Here is a 21,315-nt window from a genome sequence, read left to right on the forward strand (position 1 = left end):
CTCATCACGACACGACCGGGAACACTTCAACGCCACCGAACGAGGAGTACGGCGATGATCGAGGCAAAGGGCCTCACCAAGCGATACGGCGAAACAGTTGCCGTTGACAACCTGTCTTTCGAGGTCAAACCCGGTAAGGTCACCGGCTTCCTCGGCCCGAACGGCGCCGGCAAGTCCACCACCATGCGGATGATCCTCGGCCTCGACACCCCGACCTCCGGCGAGGTGACCATCGACGGGCAGCGGTACCGGGACCTGCACCGCCCGCTGACCAAGGTCGGAGCGCTGCTGGACGCGAAGTGGGTGCACCCGAACCGTTCGGCCCGTGCCCACCTGTCCTGGATGGCCGCGTCGAACAAGCTGCCGAAGAGCCGCGTGGAGGAAGTGCTCGCGATCGTCGGCCTGACCGAGGTGGCCGGCAAGCGGGCCGGCAACTACTCGCTCGGCATGTCGCAGCGCCTCGGCATCGCCGGCGCCCTGCTCGGCGACCCGGAGATCCTGCTCTTCGACGAGCCGGTCAACGGCCTCGACCCCGAGGGCATCGTCTGGATCCGGAACTTCATGCACCGCCTCGCCGACGAAGGCCGGACCGTACTGGTGTCCAGCCACCTGTTGTCCGAGATGGCCCTGACCGCCGAGGAACTGGTGGTCATCGGTCGCGGCAAGCTGATCGCGCAGAGCAGCACCCAGGAGTTCGTCGACCGGGCCAGCGGGACCACGGTCAAGGTCCGGTCGCCGCAGCTCGACCAGTTCGCGACCGCGCTCAGCCAGCAGCAGTGGGTGACCCGGATCGATGACGTCGAGAACGAGGGCAAGGTGCTGTTCGTCGAGGGCGACATCAGCACCGACCAGGTCGGCGAGGCGGCCGCGCAGCACGGCATCGTGCTGCACGAGCTGACCCTGCAGCGCGGCTCGCTGGAGCAGGCGTTCATGCAGATGACCGGAGACTCGGTCCAGTACCACGCGCAGGAGGGCGTCGCCGCTGTGACGCACCTGGACGGGCCGAACGCGGCTGAGCTGGCCGCTGGTCCGAAGGAGGACAACTGACATGTCGGTGATCACTGTCGAGCGGATCAAGCTCTTCTCGACCCGCTCGCCGTGGTGGTGCATGATCGTCGCCGCCGTGCTGACGCTCGGGCTGGCCACGCTGGCCAGTGCGTTCACCAAGGGGACGGTCACGATCGGCCTCACCCAGGGCGGAGCGCAGCTCAGCCAGATGGTGATGATGGTGATGGCTGCCCTCGCGGTCACGACCGAGTACCGGTTCGGCACGATCCGGACCAGCTTCCAGGCGGTTCCGCAGCGGGCGTCGTTGCTGCTCGGCAAGACCGCTGTGGTCGCGGCGCTCTCCGCGGTCGTCGGACTGGTCGCCTCGTTCGGCGCCTGGGGCATCGGCAACATCTTCGCCAAGGGTGCGGACCTGTCGATCAACACCGGGGCCGAATGGCGGCTGCTGGCCGGCCAGGGGCTGGTCTTCGCGCTGTCCGCGGTGATCGCGGTGGCGATCGGCATCCTGATCCGGCAGAGCGCCGGGGCGGTCGCGATCCTGATCCTCTGGCCGCTGCTGGTGGAGAACCTGTTCAACCTGATCCCGAAGGTCGGCGACGACATGTCCCGCTGGTCGCCGTTCCAGAACGCGGCCTCGTTCCTGAACCAGGGGCAGGACTTCGGCGTCAACGGTCCGCAGGCCGACGCGCAGTACGCCCTCAGCCCGTGGTGGGCGCTGCTGTACTTCGCCGGCTGGGCCGCGGTGCTGATGACCCTCGCCCTGCTGTCGGCGAGCAAGCGCGACGCGTAACGAAGACAACCCCGGTCAGAGTTGAGGGGCCCTGATCGGGGCGTGGCCCGGCCGGGCTGAGGGGTCCCGGCCGCACCGGCCCGTGGAGCTCCGGTACTTCACCGGAACTCCACGGGCCGCTCTGTTTCCGATTCAGGTAGCCAGGTGGTCCTGGTGGCGTTTAGCCTGCGGCGCATGACGGACTGGGCACAGGTGCGGGAGGCAGGGTTCGCCGTACCGGAAGGACGGCCGCTGGGGGAGTTGGTGGCCGAACTGGTCGGGATGCTGCGGTCGCCCGATCCGGTGGTACGGGATCGGCAGGCGTACTCGACGCTGGCAACCTGGATCAGGCGTGGAGTGCTGTCCGGGCCGGAGTTGCGCGAGCTCGGGGACGCGATGCTGCCGCGGTTCGCGGACGCCGAGGTGCAGGCGCGGACGTTCGCGCCGCTGATCCTGGACGCGATCGTCACGGCCGGAGTGTTCGAGCCGTCGTGGGTGCCGCCGTTCGAGCGGTGGTACGTCGCCGAGGACGACCTGCGCGGGTACGACGAGAAGCTCGGCTGGCTGCACGCGGTTGCGCACGGCGCCGACCTGCTCGGGACGCTCGGGCTGCACGCGGCCGTCGAGCCGGTGCAGATGCTCCGGCTCGGGATCGGGCGGTTGCTGACGCCCACGCCGTACGTGCTGCGCGACATGGAGGACGACCGGCTCGGGTACGCGCTCGCGGCCACGCTGACCCGTGACGACCTGACCGGTACCGACGCGACCGACTGGCTCGACCCGGCGATCCGGGCGCTGTCGAACCCGCCGGCCGAAGGGATCACCCCCGAGGTGACCAACACGATCCGGACGCTGCGCGTGGTGTACGTGCTCGCGGAGCACGGACTCCGGGTCGGCGATGCGAAGAAACTCACACGGATCCCCGAACGCGAGCAGGTCAAGACAAAGCTCGCCGAGGTGTTCCGGATCGTCACGCCGTACTATCTCTGAGCTTGACGTCGTCAGAGGCAACTACCCGGTGGGGGACAAGGCATCCGACTTTCGTCTGGGATTTCCCTGAATCCTCCCCGAGGAACGGCATGTCGCGGTCCAGGGCGGAGTACAGGTGGTGTCAGGTGGCAGTGGAGGCTCGGTCCGTGACAAGGTCTCTGCTGGCATTCCATGGCCCCCTCCCATGGTGGTGCCACCGCCACTACCCGAGTAGTGCCAACACCATCAGATCTGGTCCCTGACGACGTTAACTTTGAGTGCAAGAGCCGTTCGGGGGCGCAGTTGAGAGAGGGCGCGTAGAAGTCATGGTTGCGACATACCTGAAGCGTTGGGTCGGCAGCCGGATCCTCAACAGGAGCACCCGCAAGGGTGGTCTCGACCTGTCGAAGATGCGGATGTTCCCCAGCTCGGTGTCGATGCCGCTGCGCCGGCAGGGGCTGGACCCGGTGCCGGAGCTGGCCGCTGTCCGGGAGACCGAGCCGGTGCACAAGCTGGCGCATCTGTTCGGGCTGAACGTCTGGGTGGTGAGCGGGCATGCCGAGGCCAAGTACGTACTCTCCAACGAGGAGGACTACAGCCACGACATCCGGCCGCTGGTCGGCTCCGACCCGAACAAGCCGTCGGAGGGGATCGGCGGCCTCGGGTTCACCGACCCGCCGGACCACACCCGGCTGCGCAAGCTGCTGACGCCGGAGTTCACCAAGCGGAAGCTGGCCCGGCTGGAGCCGGCGATCGAGAAGATCGTCAACGACCAGCTGGACCTGATGGACGCCAAGGGCCCGGTCGCCGACATCGTCTCGGACTTCGCGTTCAACGTGCCGTTCCTGCTGATCGCCGACCTGCTCGGGGTCGAGGAGCAGGACCGCGACCGGTTCCGCGCGCTCGGGCCGGCCCGGTTCGACATGTCCGGTGGTGGGATCGGGCTGTTCGGGTCGGCGTCGGAGTCGCGGGAGTTCCTGTTCGAGATCGTCCGCAAGCAGCGGGCGCACCCGGGCGACGGGCTGATCGGGTCGATCATCCGCGACAAGGGCGACGCGATCGACGACGTCGAGCTCGGCGGGCTCGCGGACGGGGTGTTCCTCGGCGGGTACGAGACGTCGGCCAGCATGCTCGCGCTCGGCACGCTGGTACTGCTCCGCGACCCGGAGAACTTCGAGCGGATCCGGAACGAGCCGGGCGCCGTCGACGTGATCGTCGACGAGCTGCTCCGGTACCTGACCGTCGTCCAGGTGGCGTTCCCGCGGTTCGCGCGGCACGACCACGAGCTGTTCGGGCAGCAGGTGAAGAAGGGCGACCTGGTCGCGGTGTCGCTGTCCGGCGCGGACCGCGACAAGGGTGTCTTCGGGTCGGACGCCGAGGACTTCTACCCCCGTCGTACGGTCTCCTCCGCGCACCTCGCCTTCGGCCACGGCATGCACCGCTGCGTCGGCGCCGAACTCGCCCGGATGGAACTCCGCGCCGCGTTCACCGCACTCGCCCACCGCTTCCCGGACCTGGCCCTGGCCGTCCCCGAAGAACAACTCCGCTTCCGCGACTTCTCCATCGTCTACGGCGTCGACTCCCTCCCAGTCCGCCTCCACGCCGCCACCACGGAACAAGCAGCCGGCTAGTCGCTGAACACCCGCTGGGGTCTGGGAACAAGCAATTGCTTGTTCCCAGACCCTTTTGGTTGTTCCCGCGCGCAGCTGAACGTTTGAGGCTGCGACGCGGTGTGTGGGGAATGTGGCACTAGGTGGTCGGTGGCTGGATCGGGTCGTGACAGGACGTGGGGTGGGTGGTCACAATGGGCGGTCCGGCCCGAGAGGCGGGTGTCGGATCAGGGAAGGGCCGTCGGCGGGTATGGGGAATGGCGAGGTGGCGGCGGGCCGGGGCGGTACGGCGCTGACCGGCCGGATCGCCGCCGCGATGACCGCGGCCCAGTCCGGTGGGCATGCGAGCGCGGCGGCCGAGATCGAAGCGATCCGGGCCGAGCTGGGCGGCGTACCGAGCTACCTGCTGGCGGCGGCTGAGTACGTACGAGGTGTCACGGCGCACCACGCCAGCGACGCGGACGAGGCGCTCCGCGCGGTGGACGCCTGCATCGAGGTCGCCCGCGCGATCGACGAGCCCGGCTGGGAGGCGAACGCGCTCCCGATCCGCATCATCAACCTGGCCCGCAGCGGTCGCGGCGGTGACACCGTCAACGACCTGGTCGCGGCCGAGGCGGCGCTGAGCCGTACGAAGGACGCCGGCCTGATCTCCTGGGCGCACACGGGCCTCGGGTACGCGTACGACGTACTACGCCTTTTCGAACTGTGCATTCCGCATTACGAGCTCGCCACCGGGATGGACGCCGACGTGTTCGAGCTCGCCGAGTCGCTCGCGATCGACCGGCTGAACCTGGCCGAAACCTACCTGCGCTGGGCGCACGAACTCGAGCGCCTCGGCGATCCCTTGTATACAAGGGAGATCGAGGAACGCCTGGCGTCCGCGGCGTACTGGTCCCGGGAGGCCGAGCGGGTGATCGTCGACGACGAGTCCCAGGAGTTCTGGCGACTCAGCGCCCGGCTCTGGCTCGCGGCGGCCGCGACCGGCGAGGACCCGGCGAAGGCGGTCGAGGACCTGACCGAGATCCGCGACGAGATCAGCAAACTCGGCGAGACCGAACGGCTCGCGATCGCCGGCGCCTACCTGGCCAGGGCGCTGCGCGCCGACGGCCGGACCGGCGCGGCGAAGGAGGCCGCGGACCGTGCCGCCGACGACCTGATTCCGTTGGCCGACCCATCGACCCACATCCTGGTCCTGCAGACCCGTTCGGAGATCGACGCGATCGACGGTACGCCGGGAGCCCTTGCGGGGCTGGCGTTCGCGCGTTCGGTCGCCCGCGGCTGGTGGAAGGAACGCCAGCGGGCGCTGAACGCCGTCCGGCACGCCCTCGCCGCGCACGATCTGCCGGCCCGGCACGACGCCGAATGGCACGCCGCCCGGCAGGACCCGTTGACCGGGGTGGGGAACCGGCGCGCGATGGACGAACGGCTGACCGCGGCCCGCGACTCCGGCCGCGCGGTCACCTTGCTCGCGATCGACGTCGACGATCTGAAGATCGTCAACGACACGTTCGGCCACGCCTGCGGTGACGAATTGCTGCAGGTTGTGGCAAATCTCCTGGTAGAACAGGCGCGAGCGACCGATGCCGTGATTCGATCGGGCGGCGACGAGTTCTTCGTGGTACTCGACCAGCCGGACGCCAAGGGTGGTGCGCAGCTGGCCGAACGGATCCGGGTCGCGGTCGAGGCGATCGCGGCGACCACGGAGAAACCGTGGCTGCGCCGGCTCGGACTGAGCCTCGGGTACGCCGCGACGGCCGAAGGGCTCGGCGTCGAGCAGCTGATCACGAAGGCGGACCGGCGGCTGTACGAGGACAAGCACCGGACGAAGTGAAGTGGGGGGTGTGGTGCGCGAGACGTCGGGGGTGACGGCGCGGATTGCGGCGGCGATGACGCGGGCCCAGTCGGGCAACGCGGTCGACGCGATGGCCGAGATCAACGCATTGCTGGCCGAGCTCGACCCGGGGCCGAGCCACGAGCGGGCCGCCGCGGAGTACGTACGGGCGGTCGCGGCGCATCATGCGACCGATGCGGTCGAGGCGCTGGACGCGGTCGACGGCTGTATCCGGGTCGCCCGCGCGATCGACGAGCCCGGCTGGGAGGCGAACGCGATCGCGGTCCGGATCGTCACGCTGATCCGGACCGGCGAAGGTGGTGACTCGGTCGCGGACCTGGTCGCCGCCGAGAACGCGCTGTCCCGGACGCGCGACCTCGGGCTGGCCGGCTGGGGGCACACCGGCCTCGGGTACGCCTACGACCTGCTCCGGCTGTACGAGCTGTGCATCCCGCACTTCGAGCTGGCCGCCGAGGGCGACCACGACCCGCTCGGGCTGCCCGAGTCGCCCGCGATCACCCGGCTGAACCTGGCCGAGTCGAACCTGCGCTGGTCCCACGAGCTCGAGCGGCTCGGCGACACGTCGTACGACGAGGAGATCCAGGAACGCCGGCGCGCCGCGCATCGCTGGGCCGGTGCGGCGGTCGAGGTGATCGTCGCCGCGGACCTGCTCGGGTACTGGCCGATGGCCGGGCGGATGTGGCTGGCGGCGAGCAACGCCGACGCGGACGCGGACGAGGCGGCGGTGATCCTGAAGGACTGCCGCGACCAGTTGGCGAAGCTGGGCGACCTCGAACTGGCCGCGATCGCGGGCACGTACCTGGCGAAGGCGTACCTGACGCTCGGCCGGACCGGTGACGCGCTGGAGGCCGCGGACCGCGCGGCGGGCGACCTGCCGGTGACGTCGGATCCGCCGGTCGAGGCGCTGGTCCGGCACACGGTCGTACAGGTCATCGCCGCGTCAGGTGATGCCGGTGCGTCGACCGGGTTGCAGTACGCGCGCGCGATCAGCCGCGGCTGGTGGGCGGAGCGGCTGCGCGGGCTGTACGCCGTCCGCAGCGCGCTGGCGAACCACGAACTCTCGATCCGGCACGACGCCGAATGGCGGGCCGCCCGCGAGGATCCGCTGACCGGCGTGGGGAATCGGCGCGCGCTCGACGAGCGGATGTCGGTCGCGCGCGACTCCGGGCGTTCGGTCGCGGTGGTGGCGATCGACGTCGACAACCTCAAGGTGATCAACGACAGCTTCGGGCACGCCAGCGGCGACGAGGTACTGCGCCGGGTCGGCGCGTTGCTGACCGAACAGTGCCGTGCGGAGGACGTCGTGGCGCGGGCGGGCGGGGACGAGTTCGTCGTCGTACTGGACAATCCGGACGAGCGCGGCGCGCCGGAGCTGGTCGAGCGGATCAAGAACGCCGCGGACCGGGAGGCCGGACGGGCCGAGGAGCCGTGGTTCGCGATGCTGCGGGTGAGCGTCGGCCAGGCCAGCAGTACCGACGGTACGCCGGTGGCGGAGCTGCTGACCGAGGCCGATCGGCGGATGTACGCCGAGAAGCGCCGGCGTCGTGGTCAGTAGTCCAGGAACCCTTCTACGACAAGGTTTCTGACCTGCGGGAGGTAGTCCGAGAGTACGTCGACCACCGGGCGGTCCGTGAGGTCGGCGAGGGCCGCGAGGATCTGCCCGGCGCTCAGGTCGCCGTCGCAGGCGCCGACGAAACCGGCCATGATCGTGTCGACCTGCTCCGCCCGGCGCATCCCGCGCTGTCTTCTCAGCACGATCGTCGCCGGGTCGTCGGCACCGGGCCGGCCGGTCGTCTCCTGGATCACGTCGTCGGCGACTCGCAGGTGCAGGGCGGTCAGATCTTTCGGTAGCCCCTCGCGGCGTTCGAACCGGGACAGGACGTGCGGTCCGATAGGACGCTCGATCTCGTACGGCCAGGCTTCGGCGTCGAGTGATCCGGCGACGTTGTGCAGGGTGATCCAGCCCATGCCGATCGCCTCGACGTCCTGCTGGTCGAGGTAGCGCATCCATTCGTCGTACCTGGTCGTGTACTGCGGGGTGCCGTGGAGGCCGGCGTCGCGCAGCCAGAGTTCGACGTACTCCGTGGTGTCGAGCTGCTCGCGCTGGACGGCCCAGGCCGCGCGGTCCGTGGTCCAGGCGGCAAGGCGGTCCTGCCAGTGTTCGCCGCGTACGCAGGTCCAGTTGGCCAGCAGCTGACACCAGCCGCCGTCGGTGAGGTGCTCGGGCGCTTGCTTGACGAGCTGCTCGACGACGGCGTCGCCGGTGAACCCGGTCTCGCGGTACGTCAGATCGCCGCCGGGCGGTGAGATCACGTACGGCGGGTTGCTGACGATCAGGTCGAACCGCTCACCCCGCACCGGCTCGTACAGGCTGCCGTCCCGCAGGTCCAGGTCGACGTGGTTGAGCGCTGCGGTCGCCCGAGCGAGCTGCAGGGCCCGTGGGTTCACGTCGGTAGCTGTGACCCGGCCGACCCGCCCCGCGAGGTGCAACGACTGCACCCCACACCCGGTCCCGACATCAAGCGCCCGATCCACCTTCACCGGTACCGTCAACTGCACCAGGCTGAGACTGGCCGGCGCGATCCCCAACACATAGTCGGACCGCATCACCTCGCGCCGCCCGTCCAACCCTGGCGTCAGGTCGGCCACCACCCACCACTCCCGCTCCTCATCCGCAAACGGCCGGATGTCGAGCAGCGCCTTCACCTCACCCCCGCTACGCCCAACGATGCCAAGAGCAACCAAATCAACCCCTGGAAACGCCTTATTTACAAGGGTTTCCTCCACGGGCCGCTGCAACAGGAACAACCGGATCATCGTGTCCAGCGCATCACCCGAAGCCGTACGCCGAACCGCCGCCGCCGTCTCGTTCCGCGCCAACGCCCCGTTCGCCCGCTCCCCCAGCCGCCCGGCCACCCCGTCCACGGTGTACCCAGCCACCCCGAACGCCACCCGAAGGGCCTCCACCGCATTCCGCGTCAGCTCTTGCATGAAACGCATTCTCGCACCCACCGATTGCTGGGGTTGGGGAGGATCTCTTCCCGATCCGGGCGGAGAATCCTCCCCAACTCTGCCTGTTACGGGTTGCAGGTGAGTTTGGCTTCGGCCCAGTCGGCGTGGTCGCTGGTGTTGCCGTCGCCGCCGTCGGTTACCTGGAGGGTTAGGGTTTGGGCGCCGGTTACGTCGACTGTGGTGGTGGCGGTGGGGGATGTGCCGGTCAGTTGGTCGGAGGTGTATTTGGTGGTGCCGTCGGTGAGGACCTTGAAGGTGACTTTGCCGCGGTCTTCCATTTCGTCGTCGATGCCTAGCTTGCTGGTGAAGGTTTTGCAGTTGCCTCCGAGGCGGACGGAGACCGAGGACGGGGCGTGGGCGCCCAGGCCCTTCGCGTACTGGACGCCGTCGAGGGTGATCGGGCCGCCGTCGCCTGCGGTGTCTTCGCCGTTGCTGTGGTCGCGTTCCACCGGGCCCCAGCCGTTGGTGGAGTCGAGGAACTCCAGGTCGCTGACCCAGTTGTCGCCCTTCGGTGCCGGGGGCAACGGTTTGTCGGCGATCGTGGCGGCGAAGAAGCCCAGTCCACCGCCGGGGAGCTTGATCGCCTTGACCGTCTTTCCGGGGTCGAGCGGTACGGCTGTGTAGAAGACCCGGTAGTCCGTTGTGGTGTTGCTCAACCCCGCGGCGGTGTAGCGGCCCTTCACCGAGACCGCGAGTTTCGCGCCGCCGGTGGTCGGGTCCTGGCAGCACCAGTTCGGTAGCTGGAACGTACCTTCGGAGGTCGTGCCGTCGGTGTAGATGATCGTCACCGTTCCGCGGGCGTTCAGGCTTGCGCCGGCGCCCAGGAGCGCGAGGTGCGAGCCGGTTCCGGAGACGAGGATCGGTGCCGACTGGTTCTTCACGAGGTTCGGCGTACCGGGTGCACCGCTCGGCCAGGTGAAGTTCGCGCCCTGGACGGAAACCGTTGCACCTGGCGTGTATCCGGCCGCGGCCAGCGCTTCGCCGTTGAAGCTGTTGCCGGAGCCGTCGAAGTTGCCTTGCTTGTACGTCGACGCATTACTGACTCCGACCACGTTCGCTGCCTGCGACAACGATGCGTACGGCAACTGTGCCGTACCGCTGGCGGTGTTCGAATAACTCTTGCTTTGGGCAACGTACGAGGAATTGAGGGTCAGCGTGAAGGTTGCCGGTTTCACGTCGGTGCCGGGCGTGACCTGGAGTTTCGTGGTGACGCTCTGGCCGGGCGAAACTTGGGAGAACGTGTTCTTGCCGCTGACGGACCAGCCGGACGGGACCTGTACGTCGAGCCGGACGTCGCGGACCGTCGTGTTCGTGCCGTTGCGGAAGGACGCGGTGACCTCGGTCGGTTGACCTGGGGCGTTCCACAGCGACGGCGTGGTCAGCTCGGGGGTGCCGAAGGTGTTCGTGACGTCGGGGCCGCCTACCGCGGAGGCGCCGGTGATGAGTACTACGGCGTTGCGGGTGGTGGGGATCGATCCGGTGGGGATCCGGATCACTCCGTTCGAGTAGGACCAGGTGACAGCCTTGCCATCCACGAAGACGTTGTGCGGGGCGGTGCCTGTGTGGAGGGTCAGGTCGTACGGGCGAGCTGCCGGCTTGCCGTCGTAGGTGCCGAGGCTCGGGCCGATGTTGACGGTGATGTCGCCGCGGCCCTGTTCCGGTGCGTTCACCGAGAACGTCTGCGTGGCGGACTTCGTGGAGCGCGTCACCCGGTCGTCCTCGTACATGGCGAACGAGGACTTGCCGGACGGGTAGATGTCGACGCTGACGGTGTCGCCGGGCTGCTGCTCGGCGGCGTTGTTGATGCCGGACTTCCACATCGGTACGACGGCGCCCGCCTTGACGAACAGCGGCAGCGTGTCGAGCGCCGCGTGGTACCCGTTGACGGTCGTCGGACCCTGGTACACGCGACCGGTCCAGTAGTCGATCCACCGGCCCGCAGGCAGGTAGATCCCGTTCTTAACCTCGTCGGCGCCGTACATCGGCGCGACCAGGAACTCCTTGCCGGCCAGGAACTCGTACTTCGTCGTGTCGTCCCAGGTGCGAGGGTCGTCCGGGTACTCCAGCACGAGCGACCGGTTCAGCGGAGCGCCGGTGCGATGCGCCTCCGCGGCGTACGTGTAGAAGTACGGCAGCAGGCGCTCGCGGAGCTTCAGGTACTTGCGGTTGATCGAGGTGTACGGATCGCCGTACGCCCACGGCTGCTTGTACGCCGGGGTCGACCAGCCGGACATGCTCATGAACGCCGGGTTGAACACCTTCCACTGCAGATCGCGCACGTACGAGGTGGCGCTGCCGCCGAAGATGCCGTCCACGTCGCCCGCGCTGTAGGCGATCCCGGAGTTGCCGGAGCCGGTGATCGCGGGGATCTGCCACTTGATCGCATCGAGCGAACCGCTGTGATCGCCGGTCCACTGCACCGCGCAGCGTTGGGCGCCGGCCCAGCCCTCGACCATCCACGCGAAGCCGCGCGCGTTGCTGTACTGCTCGATGCCGTTGTGTGCGGTGTCGCAGGCGCTCAGCGCGTACCGGTACCCGGGGCCGACCCACGCGACGTCGAGCTTCCGGATCCGGACGCCGGCGTCGCCGACCTCGGCCGGCTGCCGGTCCAGGTTGGACTGTGTCCACAGGCCCATCTGGAGGTTGCGGGCGCGCAGTTCGTCGCCGGTCTGCTTCAACGCGGGGATGTCGCGCTTGCCCCACCAGGTGCCGTCGACCTGCTCGGAGTCGGTGTTGGCCGAGTATCCGCAGCCGTAGTCGTCGTTGACGAGCATCCAGCCGCCGGGCATGTCCTCGTCCTTGAAGCGTTGCGCGACCTTGACGGCGTCCAGCGTGGTCACCTTGTCCGGGTTGACCTTCCAGTCGTTGCTGGGGTCCGGGTCGGTCCCGTAGTGACCGCGGTTGTAGCAGTCGGAGTCGCCGTACTCGAGCCCGTAGATCGGCGGCATGAACGGCCGGCCGGTCAGCTCGGTGTACCGGTCGAGCGAGGTCTTCAGGTCGCCGATGAAGTAGAACGCGTCGAAACGCTTCTCGTCGTGGGTGGTCGCAACGGGGCTGGTGAAGCTGTAGCTGCCGGGGCTGAAGGTGTCGCGGAGTACGCTGTACCCGGCGGTGCTCATGTAGTACGGCGACGCGTTCGGGTTGCCGCCGTCCTCCCAGTTGAAGTCCCGGGAGATCTTGATCGTCTGGTCGCGGTGGGAGAACCGGCCGTTCTGCATGCCGCCGCCGAAGAACTGCTCGTCGGCGCCGCGGGCCAGGGTCTGGGTGGTGGACGTGTCGTTCCAGGAGAGCGGTGCGGCCTCGGACCAGACGAGCTGGCCGTTGTCGCGGTAGACGGAGAACTCGAGCGGCTGCTTCTGGGCTCGTACTTCGATCTTGCCGGTACTGAGCGAGTAGTAGCTGCCGCGGTCGCGCCAGGTCGTGTGTGGGGTGCCGTAGTCGGTCTTGGTGACGATGTTCGAGCCGTCGCCGGTGTTGGCGGGGTCGGTGAAGTTGCCGTCGGGGGCCATCCAGAGCCGGAACACATCGTCCTTCAGGAAGACGACGCGGACCTTCGCGGGGCCGGCGGTGAGGGTGTACGTCGCCTGATCGGCGGAGAAGGCGGTGACGTCACCGAGAGTGGTGCCGGCGGCCCGGGCGGGACCGGCGGTGTACACGAATGCACCGGCTAGTAACGCCAGGGCGACTACTGAACGTTTCATGCGGACAAAGATGCTCATCACTGCCTCACTTCACGCATCAATGAACAAGGGTGCGCACATTGAAGCTCACTGAACGCGGATTGTCATCAGGTCAGCTTCATCAAGTTGAGACGGTGTCGCCATCACGGGGAGAAACGAGAAGATGACGATGAGTCGCATGGCGAACTCACGTCCCACCAGCCCCAGCGGCCCCAGCAGCCACGCCGAGCCCGGCGCCCACGGCGCCGACGGCGCCGGCCGCCCCGGCGGCTTGAGCGGGCAGGGTCTGAGCCGGCGCCACCTGCTGACCACCGGCCTACTGGCCGGCCTCGCGGCCGGCATGACGGCAGTTGGCGCGGGGTCGGCGTACGCCTCACCGTTCGACCCCACCACCTTTCGTGCTCAAGGTGATCCGGACTTTCATCCGGTGCGGTTCAGGTTGCCGGGGCCTTCGGGGCGGAAGGTGATCGGGACCACCGCGGTGCACCTGGTGGATCAGGGGCGGGTGGATCCGAGTATGCCTAGTGGGCAGCGGGAGTTGATGGTCAGTTTTTGGTATCCGGCTGGGATGGATGCGGCGGCGCCGTTTGCGAAGTACATGCCGGCGCGGACCGCGGTCGAGGTGGATGACGCGTGGACGGGGGACTACGGGCTGGCGTTGCCGACCGGGTCGTTCGACTTCGGGAACACGCTCACCCACGCACGGGTCGACGTACCGGTGCAGCGGCTCCGGCATCCCGTCGTACTGTTCTCGCCCGGCTACCAGTACAGCCGGTTCGTGAACACCGCGCAGGTGGAGGACCTGGCCAGCCGCGGGTACGTCGTCGTCACCATGGACCACCCGCACGAGACCCCGGTCGAGTACCCCGGCGGCCGCTTCCTCCCCGGAGCAACCGAAGCGGAACCGCCGAAACCGTCCGACATCCGCGCCGCCGTCGACACCCGCACCAAGGACGCCCGGTTCGTCCTCGACCAGCTCGAGCGGATCGCCGGCGGCGACAATGTAGATGCCGAGGGCAAGGACCTCCCGGACGGCCTGGGTGAGGGCCTGGACCTGCGCCGGATCGGCATGTTCGGCTTCGGGCTCGGCGGCTACACCACCGGCGACACGATGCTGAACGACGAGCGCATCCTGGCCGGCGCCGACCTCGACGGCACCCTCCAGGACGACCGCCTCAAAGGACCGCTCGGCGACGTCGCCGAGCACGGACTGGACCGTCCGTTCCTGCTGTTCGCGTCCGACGAGACGCAGCGCACCGCCCCGGGCAAGGACTATTACGACAAGTCGTGGGCACAGTTCTGGTCGAAGCAACGCGGCGGCCGGCTCAACCTGGCGCTGTCCCGGACCAAGCAGAAGGCGTTCACCGACTACCAGTTCATCTTCTCCCAGCTGTTCCACGACATCTACGGCGAGGACCCGATCGTCTCGTCGGTGATCAAGGCGCTCGTCGGCGGCGCGAAGCCGGCCCGCAGCGTGCTCGCCCAACGCGAGTACCTGGCCGCGTACTTCGACCTGACACTCCGCCGCCGGCCCGCGCTGCTGCTCCGCGGCGACTCCCCGAAATTTCCCGAGGTACGGTTCGTCCGCTGAGACGGCGTACGCTCGTAACGGTCGCCGGGGGCACACTGTGGTGGGATCGCGACGCGCCGTAACGATGGGGCGTTCGACACTTTCTGGCACCCTCGGAGGCATAGAGGGGCCGTCAGCGGTTACCGTGCGTTGAGAAATTGCATTGCCGTCGGCCGTACCCTGTCCTCGGGCAGGGTCGGTCTGTGCTCGGGGGAACAGGCGTCGGACGAGGGGCGTTGTCAGCAGGACGAGAAGAGTAGGGAGCGCAGTGGCAGGGGCAGCAGGGACGAAGACAGCGGCGGGAACCCGCTTGGTGATCGTCGAGTCGCCGAAGAAGGCGCGGATGATCGCCGGCTTCTTGGGGTCCGGGTACGTGGTGGAGTCCAGCTTCGGCCACATCCGCGACCTGCCGAGCGGGGCGGACGAGATCCCGGCGAAGTACAAGGGCCTGCCGTGGGCACGGCTGGGCGTGAACGTCGACGAGCACTTCGACCCGCTGTACGTCGTACCGGCCGACAAGAAGGCGCAGATCCGCAAGCTCAAGGACCTGCTCAAGGGCGCCGACGAGCTCTTCCTCGCGACAGACGAGGACCGCGAGGGCGAGGCCATCGCGTGGCACCTGCTCGAGGAGCTGAAGCCGAAGGTCCCGGTCAAGCGGATGGTCTTCCACGAGATCACGCCGAAGGCGATCCAGGACGCGGTCGGCAACGCCCGGGACATCGACGAGGACCTGGTGGACGCGCAGGAGGCGCGCCGGATCCTGGACCGGTTGTACGGGTACGAGGTCTCCCCGGTGCTGTGGAAGAAGGTCATGCCGCGGCTGTCCGCGGGCCGGGTGCAGTCGGTCGCGATCCGGATGGTGGTCGACCGGGAGCGCGAGCGGATCGCGTTCCGCAGCGCGTCGTATTGGGACCTCGACGCCACGCTGGACGCCGGCGAGAACCGCAACCCGCAGTACTTCCCCTCCCGCCTGGTCTCGGTGGACAGCAAGCGGGTGGCGCAGGGCCGCGACTTCAGCTCGACCGGTGAGCTCAAGGGCGCGAACACGGTCCACCTGAACGAGCAGACCGCGACCGCGCTGGCCGCCGCGTTGCGGGAGTCGCAGTTCACGGTCCGCTCGATCGAGTCCAAGCCGTACACCCGCAAGCCGTACGCACCGTTCCGTACCACCACGCTGCAGCAGGAGGCCGGCCGCAAGCTCGGCATGTCCGCGTCGCAGACAATGCAGGTCGCCCAGCGGCTCTACGAGAACGGCAATATCACCTATATGCGTACCGACAGCGTCACGCTGTCGGACACCGCGATCACCGCCGCCCGGGCCCAGGTCCGCGAGCTGTACGGCGCGTCGTACCTGCCGGACAAGCCGCGGGTCTACACCTCCAAGGTGAAGAACGCCCAGGAGGCGCACGAGGCGATCCGCCCGGCCGGCGAGGTCTTCCAGACTCCGGCGCAGACCGGTCTGTCCGGTGCCGAGTTCCGGCTGTACGAGCTGATCTGGATGCGGACGATCGCGTCCCAGATGCGGGACGCGGTCGGGAACAGCGTCTCGATCAAGATCGACGCGACCGCCTCGACCGGCGAGCAGTGCGAGTTCACCTCGTCCGGCCGGGTGATCACCTTCCACGGCTTCCTCAAGGCGTACGTCGAGGGCGCGGACGACCCGTCCGCCGGGACGGACGACCAGGAGACCCGGCTGCCGGACGTGACCGAGGGCGACGTACTGCCGGCGTCCGAGGTGATCGCGTCCGGGCACGAGACCAAGCCGCCGGCGCGGTACACCGAAGCGACGCTGATCCGCGAGCTGGAAGAGCGCGAGATCGGCCGGCCGTCGACGTACGCCTCGATCATCGGCACGATCCAGGCCCGCAATTACGTCTACAAGAAGGGTCAGGCGCTGGTTCCGGCCTGGCTGGCGTTCGCGGTGGTCCGGCTGCTCGAGGAGCACTTCACCCGGCTGGTGGACTACGCGTTCACCGCGACGATGGAGGACGTGCTCGACGAGGTCGCGGCCGGTGACCTGCAGCGCGAGGGCGTACTGTCCCGGTTCTACTTCGGCGACGACCAGCTCGAGGGCCTGAAGTCGATGGTCACCGACCTCGGCGACATCGACGCCCGGGAGATGTCCACGTTCCCGGTCGGCGGCGACGACAGCGGGATCGTCGTCCGCGTCGGCCGGTACGGGCCGTACGTCGAGGACAAGGACGAGCGGCGCGCGAACGTACCGGAGGACCTGCCGCCGGACGAGCTGACCGTCGACAAGGCACGCGAGCTGCTGGAGCAGCCGTCGGGCGTCGAGCACGAGCTGGGCAGCGCGCCGGACACCGGGCTGAAGGTTGTCGCGAAGGCGGGCCGCTTCGGGCCGTACGTGACCGAGGTACTGCCGGAGGACGCGCCGAAGAGCGCCAAGCCGCGGACCGGGTCGCTGCTGAAGTCGATGACGCTGGACTCGATCGGCCTCGACGACGCGATGAAGCTGCTGTCGCTGCCGCGGGTGGTCGGGAAGGACCCGGAGTCCGGGGACGAGATCACTGCGCAGAACGGCCGCTACGGGCCGTACCTGAAGAAGGGCACGGACTCGCGGTCGCTGTCGACCGAGGAGCAGATGTTCGACATCACGCTCGAAGAGGCGCTGAAGATCTACTCGGAGCCCAAGCAGCGTGGCCGCCGGGCCGCCGCCCCGCCGCTGAAGGAGCTGGGTGAGGACCCGGAGTCCAAGAAGCCGGTGGTCGTGAAGGAGGGCCGGTTCGGCCCGTACGTCACCGACGGGGAGACGAACGCGACGCTCCGCAAGGACGACTCGGTCGAGACGATCTCGCTGCTCCGCGCGGCCGAACTGCTGGCCGAGAAGCGCGCCCGCGGTCCGGTGAAGCGGACGGCGAAGAAGACGGCGGCCAAGAAGACGACGGCTGCGAAGAAGACCGCCGCCAAGAAGGCGACGGCGACCAAGAAGACGGCGACCAAGAAGACCGCCGCGAAGAAGACGACGGCCAAGAAGGCGCCGGCGAAGAAGTCCTGAGACTCAGCTGCCGAAGCTGCTGAAGCCGCGGACGATGAAGTAGACGACGAGCGCGAAGAACACCAGGAATGCGATCCCGACCGGAACCGCCAGCCACAACGGCGGCTTCCGGGCGCGGACCAGCGCGCCGGTGACCTCGCTGAGCACCTTGTTCGCGACGACGCGACCGCTCCGCCATTTCCCGGTCACGATGACGTTCTCGCCTTCGACGAGCTGACCCTCGAGGGCGAGACCGCGGAGCTCGACGAGGACGGGCGGCAGTTGGGTGCCGACCTCGTCACGCCGCTCGAGCCGGAACGTCAGGATCTGTACGGAGTTCTGGTCCATCCGTCCTTCGCTGCGGTACTGGACGTTCTGGGCGGTGCCGCGCAGGACGGCGGGGCCGCGCCGGGCGACCGCGTTCGGCTGATCACTCATCGGAGTTCCCCAGGCTGTATGGACGTAGTAGACGGAACGTACATTGGATGGGGTCACAACCAGCGGATTTTGCGAGGAGCGCGGATGACGAGTGCGGTCGAGGTCAGCGCGCAGCGGTTGCGGGAACGCGGTGAGCGGGTGACGCCGGCCCGGCTCGCCGTGGTCGAGGTGCTGGCCGGCACCGAGGAGCACCTGAGCGCGGAGCAGATCGGCGAACGCGCCGAGCAGCTGCGGCCGGGGATCCATCGGGCGACGGTGTACCGCGCGCTGGACGCGTTGGGCGAGTTCGGGCTGGTCACGCACGTCCACCTGGGCCGGGCGGGGACGACGTACCACCTGGCCGGCGATCTCGCGCCCCGGCACCTGCACCTGCGCTGCTCCGAGTGCGGCACCGTGTACGACGCTCCCGGCGACATCCTCGAGACCGCCCGGAAGAAGGTGGCCCGCGAGCTCGGCTTCCACCTCGCGCCGGAGCAGGTCGCGCTGGTCGGTGTCTGCCAGGATTGCCAGTAGCGGTCATCGCTGTCCATATCTGTTGATCGGTGTGGAGTTGTGAACAGTTAGGCCTTAAGGTCGACTCCTGTGACTCACTACGTCGAGGACTTTGCTTCCGGGGAGAACGTTCTCCCCCCGCGCTCGTGGCTGGACGACGACTCCGGGCGGCTGCCGCTCAGCGGGGACTGGAGCTTCCGGCTGTCCCCGACCGTGGCGGACGCGCCGGACGACCTGAAGGACCCGGACACCGCCGGCTGGGACACCCTCGCGGTCCCGGGCCACTGGCAGCTGAACGGGTACGGCAAGCCGGCCTACACGAACGTGGTGTACCCGTTCCCGCTCGAGCCGCCGTACGTGCCGACCGACAACCCGACCGGCGACTACGTCCGCACGGTGACGGTGCCGGCCGACTTCGCCGGGGCCAAGATCGTGCTCCGGTTCGAGGGCGTCGACTCGCGGTTCGCGGTGTACGTGAACGGGTCGTACGTCGGGTGGTCGTCGGGGTCCCGGCTGGCGTCGGAGTTCGACGTCACCTCGTTGGTTGCTCCGGGCAAGGAAGCGCGGATCGCGGTGCGCGTGCACCAGTGGTCGACGGGTTCGTACGTCGAGGACCAGGACATGTGGTGGCTGTCCGGGATCTTCCGTGAGGTAAACCTGCTCGCGCTCCGTCCCGACGCGCCGACGGACGTGTTCGTGAAGGCCGCGTGGGACCACATCGACGGCGCGGGCACGCTGCTCGTCGAGTCGGACGTACCTGGGACCGTGTCCGTGCCCGAGCTGGACCTGTCGGTGGCAACGGGCGAGCACGTACGGGTCGACGGCGTGCAGCCGTGGAGCGCTGAGGTGCCCCGGTTGTACGACGCCGTACTGCGGACCGCGGGCGGTGACGTCCGGCTGCGGATCGGGTTCCGTACCGTCGCGATCGTCGACGGGATCTTTACCGTCAACGGCAACCGGGTGCTGTTCAACGGCGTCAACCGGCACGAGTTCCACCCGGACCGCGGCCGGACGCTGACCGAGCAGGACATGCTCGACGACGTACTGATCATGAAGCGGGCCGGGATCAACGCGGTCCGGACCAGCCACTACCCGCCGCACCCGCACTTCCTGTCGCTCTGCGACGAGTACGGGCTGTACGTCATCGACGAGTGCGACCTGGAGTCGCACGGGTTCGGGTACGAGCCGCAGCCGCCGCAGCTGCCGAACCCGGTGATGGACCCGCGGTTCCGGGACGATCTGGTGAACCGGATGCAGCGGACCGTGCACCGGGACAAGAACCACCCGTCGATCGTGATCTGGTCGCTCGGGAACGAGTGCGGGATGGGTTCGAACCTCAAGGACATGTACGACGCGGCCAAGGAACTGGACCCGTCGCGGCCGGTGCACTACGAGCGCGACACCGAGGCCGAGTTCGTCGACATCTACTCGCGGATGTACACCTCGCCGGAGGGTTGCGCGGAGATCGGCGCGGACAGCTCGCTGTACCGGAACCTGCCGTTCATCCTGTGCGAGTACGGGCACGCGATGGGGAACGGGCCGGGCGGGCTGCTCGACTACCGCGAGGTGTTCGAGAAGTACCCGCGCTGCCAGGGTGGGTTCATCTGGGAGTTCATCGACCACGGCCTGCGGACCACGATCGACGGTCGCGAGGTGTACGCGTACGGCGGTGACTTCGGCGAGACCATCCACGACGGGAACTTCGTCTGCGACGGGCTGCTGTTCCCGGACCGGACGCCGTCGCCGGGTATGCACGAGTACATCAAGGTGATCGAGCCGCTCCGGATCGTTGCCGACGGCAACCGCGTGTCGATCACCAACCGGTACGAGGTCCTCGACACCAGCCACCTGACCTTCAAGCTGGTCGCCGAGGTCGAAGGGGAACTGGTCGGCGCCGGCGGATTGCCGGTGCCGGTCATCGCACCCGGTGAGACCGTCACGGTCGAGCTGCCGCCGGGGATCGAGAAGCAGCGTGAGCGCTTGGAGTGCTGGGTCACCGTGACCGCCGAGCTGACCGAGTCGACGCCGTGGGCCGACGCCGGGCACCGGATCGCCTGGGGTCAGATCCGCCTGGACGAGCCGGCGACTGCTGCTCCGGTGGTTGCCGGTACGCCGGCTGAAGGTACGACCGGGGTCGACGGGATCACCGTCGGCGCGGTGCGGAACGCGCGGCTGGACGTGTGGCGGGCGCCGATCGACAACGACGCGATTCCCGGCGTCGCGGCCAAGTGGCGTGAGGAAGGGCTGCACCGGGTGCAGCACCGGATCGTGTCGCAGGGCGAACGCGACGGCGCGTGGGAGGTCGTCACCCGGACCGCGCCGCCGCAGCTGCAGTGGGGGCTGCGCAGTACGTGGCGCTGGACCGCTGTCGACGGTGCGGTTGTGCTGGAGCTGAGCGTCGTACCGGAAGGGCTGTTCCCGGAGGTGCTGCCGCGGCTCGGCATCACGTTCGAACTGCCGAAGGCCGAGCGCGTCGAGTGGTTCGGCACCGGCCCGAACGAGGCGTACGTCGACACCCGGGAGGCCGCGGCAGTCGGGAAGTACTCCGCCACGGTCGCCGAACTGCAGACGCCGTACGTCCGCCCGCAGGAGAACGGCCAGCGCATCGACACCCGCTGGGCGACGGTGGACGGCCTGCGCATCGAGACCCTCGACCAGCTCTTCGGCCTCACGGTCCGCGACTGGACCACCAACGACCTGGAAACCGCCAAGCACACAGCGGACCTGGTCCCCGGCGACACCACCTACGTCACCATCGACCTCGCCCAAACCGGCGTAGGCACCGCCGCCTGCGGCCCAGCCCTCCCGGACCGCGACAAACTGAAAACGGCCCCCGCCGCCCTAACCCTCCGCTTCACCACCGCCTGACGCGGACCCCCAGGCCACCACAATCGCTCCCGCCACGCCCGCGCCCGCGGGC

Annotated in this window: 13 protein-coding genes; 10 read left to right on the forward strand and 3 right to left on the reverse strand. The window is 68.6% G+C overall.

Translation table 11 applies throughout. From position 1 onward, the window contains the following. Positions 1-54 precede the first annotated feature (54 nt). From ACFYRU_RS13775 to ACFYRU_RS13800, 6 genes are all read left to right on the forward strand, one after another. Positions 55-1,047, forward strand: coding sequence for an ABC transporter ATP-binding protein (locus ACFYRU_RS13775; RefSeq protein WP_387657377.1), 993 nt, complete (start codon positions 55-57; stop codon positions 1,045-1,047). 1 nt (position 1,048) lies between these two features. Beyond that, positions 1,049-1,798: a hypothetical protein gene (locus ACFYRU_RS13780; protein WP_387657380.1), complete on the forward strand. Its 750-nt coding sequence runs from the start codon at positions 1,049-1,051 to the stop codon at positions 1,796-1,798. Between the two features lie 174 nt (positions 1,799-1,972). Next, the gene (locus ACFYRU_RS13785) at positions 1,973-2,767 is read left to right on the forward strand and encodes a DUF2785 domain-containing protein (protein WP_387657383.1); all 795 of its coding nucleotides are present in this window, start codon (positions 1,973-1,975) and stop codon (positions 2,765-2,767) included. A gap of 305 nt (positions 2,768-3,072) precedes the next feature. Next, entirely contained in the window at positions 3,073-4,377 is a 1,305-nt protein-coding gene (locus ACFYRU_RS13790; RefSeq protein ID WP_387657386.1) for a cytochrome P450, read from the forward strand. A 229-nt stretch (positions 4,378-4,606) separates the two neighbouring features. After that, complete coding sequence (locus tag ACFYRU_RS13795) at positions 4,607-6,187, forward strand: diguanylate cyclase domain-containing protein (protein ID WP_387657388.1); 1,581 nt, start codon at positions 4,607-4,609, stop codon at positions 6,185-6,187. A 10-nt stretch (positions 6,188-6,197) separates the two neighbouring features. Continuing rightward, positions 6,198-7,763, forward strand: a complete 1,566-nt coding sequence (locus ACFYRU_RS13800; RefSeq protein ID WP_387657391.1) for a diguanylate cyclase — start codon at positions 6,198-6,200, stop codon at positions 7,761-7,763. Here ACFYRU_RS13800 and ACFYRU_RS13805 read toward each other — a convergent pair. Continuing rightward, positions 7,757-9,208: a methyltransferase gene (locus ACFYRU_RS13805; RefSeq protein WP_387657393.1), complete on the reverse strand. Its 1,452-nt coding sequence runs from the start codon at positions 9,206-9,208 to the stop codon at positions 7,757-7,759. The two genes, ACFYRU_RS13800 and ACFYRU_RS13805, sit on opposite strands and share 7 nt — an antisense overlap. A gap of 77 nt (positions 9,209-9,285) precedes the next feature. Then, positions 9,286-12,921: an NPCBM/NEW2 domain-containing protein gene (locus ACFYRU_RS13810; RefSeq protein WP_387657396.1), complete on the reverse strand. Its 3,636-nt coding sequence runs from the start codon at positions 12,919-12,921 to the stop codon at positions 9,286-9,288. Positions 12,922-13,078: 157 nt separating this feature from the next. Between ACFYRU_RS13810 and ACFYRU_RS13815 the strand changes: the two genes are divergently transcribed. Then, on the forward strand, positions 13,079-14,491 hold the full coding sequence (locus ACFYRU_RS13815; RefSeq protein WP_387657399.1) for an alpha/beta hydrolase family protein: 1,413 nt from the start codon (positions 13,079-13,081) through the stop codon (positions 14,489-14,491). Positions 14,492-14,738: 247 nt separating this feature from the next. After that, the gene (gene topA, locus ACFYRU_RS13820) at positions 14,739-17,486 is read left to right on the forward strand and encodes a type I DNA topoisomerase (RefSeq protein ID WP_387657402.1); all 2,748 of its coding nucleotides are present in this window, start codon (positions 14,739-14,741) and stop codon (positions 17,484-17,486) included. A 3-nt stretch (positions 17,487-17,489) separates the two neighbouring features. Here the strand turns inward: topA and ACFYRU_RS13825 are convergent, their stop codons facing one another. Next, positions 17,490-17,903, reverse strand: coding sequence for a hypothetical protein (locus ACFYRU_RS13825; protein ID WP_387657405.1), 414 nt, complete (start codon positions 17,901-17,903; stop codon positions 17,490-17,492). Between the two features lie 84 nt (positions 17,904-17,987). Here ACFYRU_RS13825 and ACFYRU_RS13830 point away from each other — a divergent pair, with 84 nt between their 5' ends. Then, complete coding sequence (locus ACFYRU_RS13830; RefSeq protein ID WP_387657408.1) at positions 17,988-18,416, forward strand: Fur family transcriptional regulator; 429 nt, start codon at positions 17,988-17,990, stop codon at positions 18,414-18,416. Between the two features lie 69 nt (positions 18,417-18,485). Next, positions 18,486-21,263 (forward strand): glycoside hydrolase family 2 TIM barrel-domain containing protein, encoded by a 2,778-nt coding sequence (locus tag ACFYRU_RS13835; RefSeq protein ID WP_387657410.1) that lies wholly within the window; start codon positions 18,486-18,488, stop codon positions 21,261-21,263. Positions 21,264-21,315: the final 52 nt, after the last annotated feature.

It is taken from the genome of Kribbella sp. NPDC004536, assembly GCF_042873835.1.
GTDB lineage: Bacteria > Actinomycetota > Actinomycetes > Propionibacteriales > Kribbellaceae > Kribbella.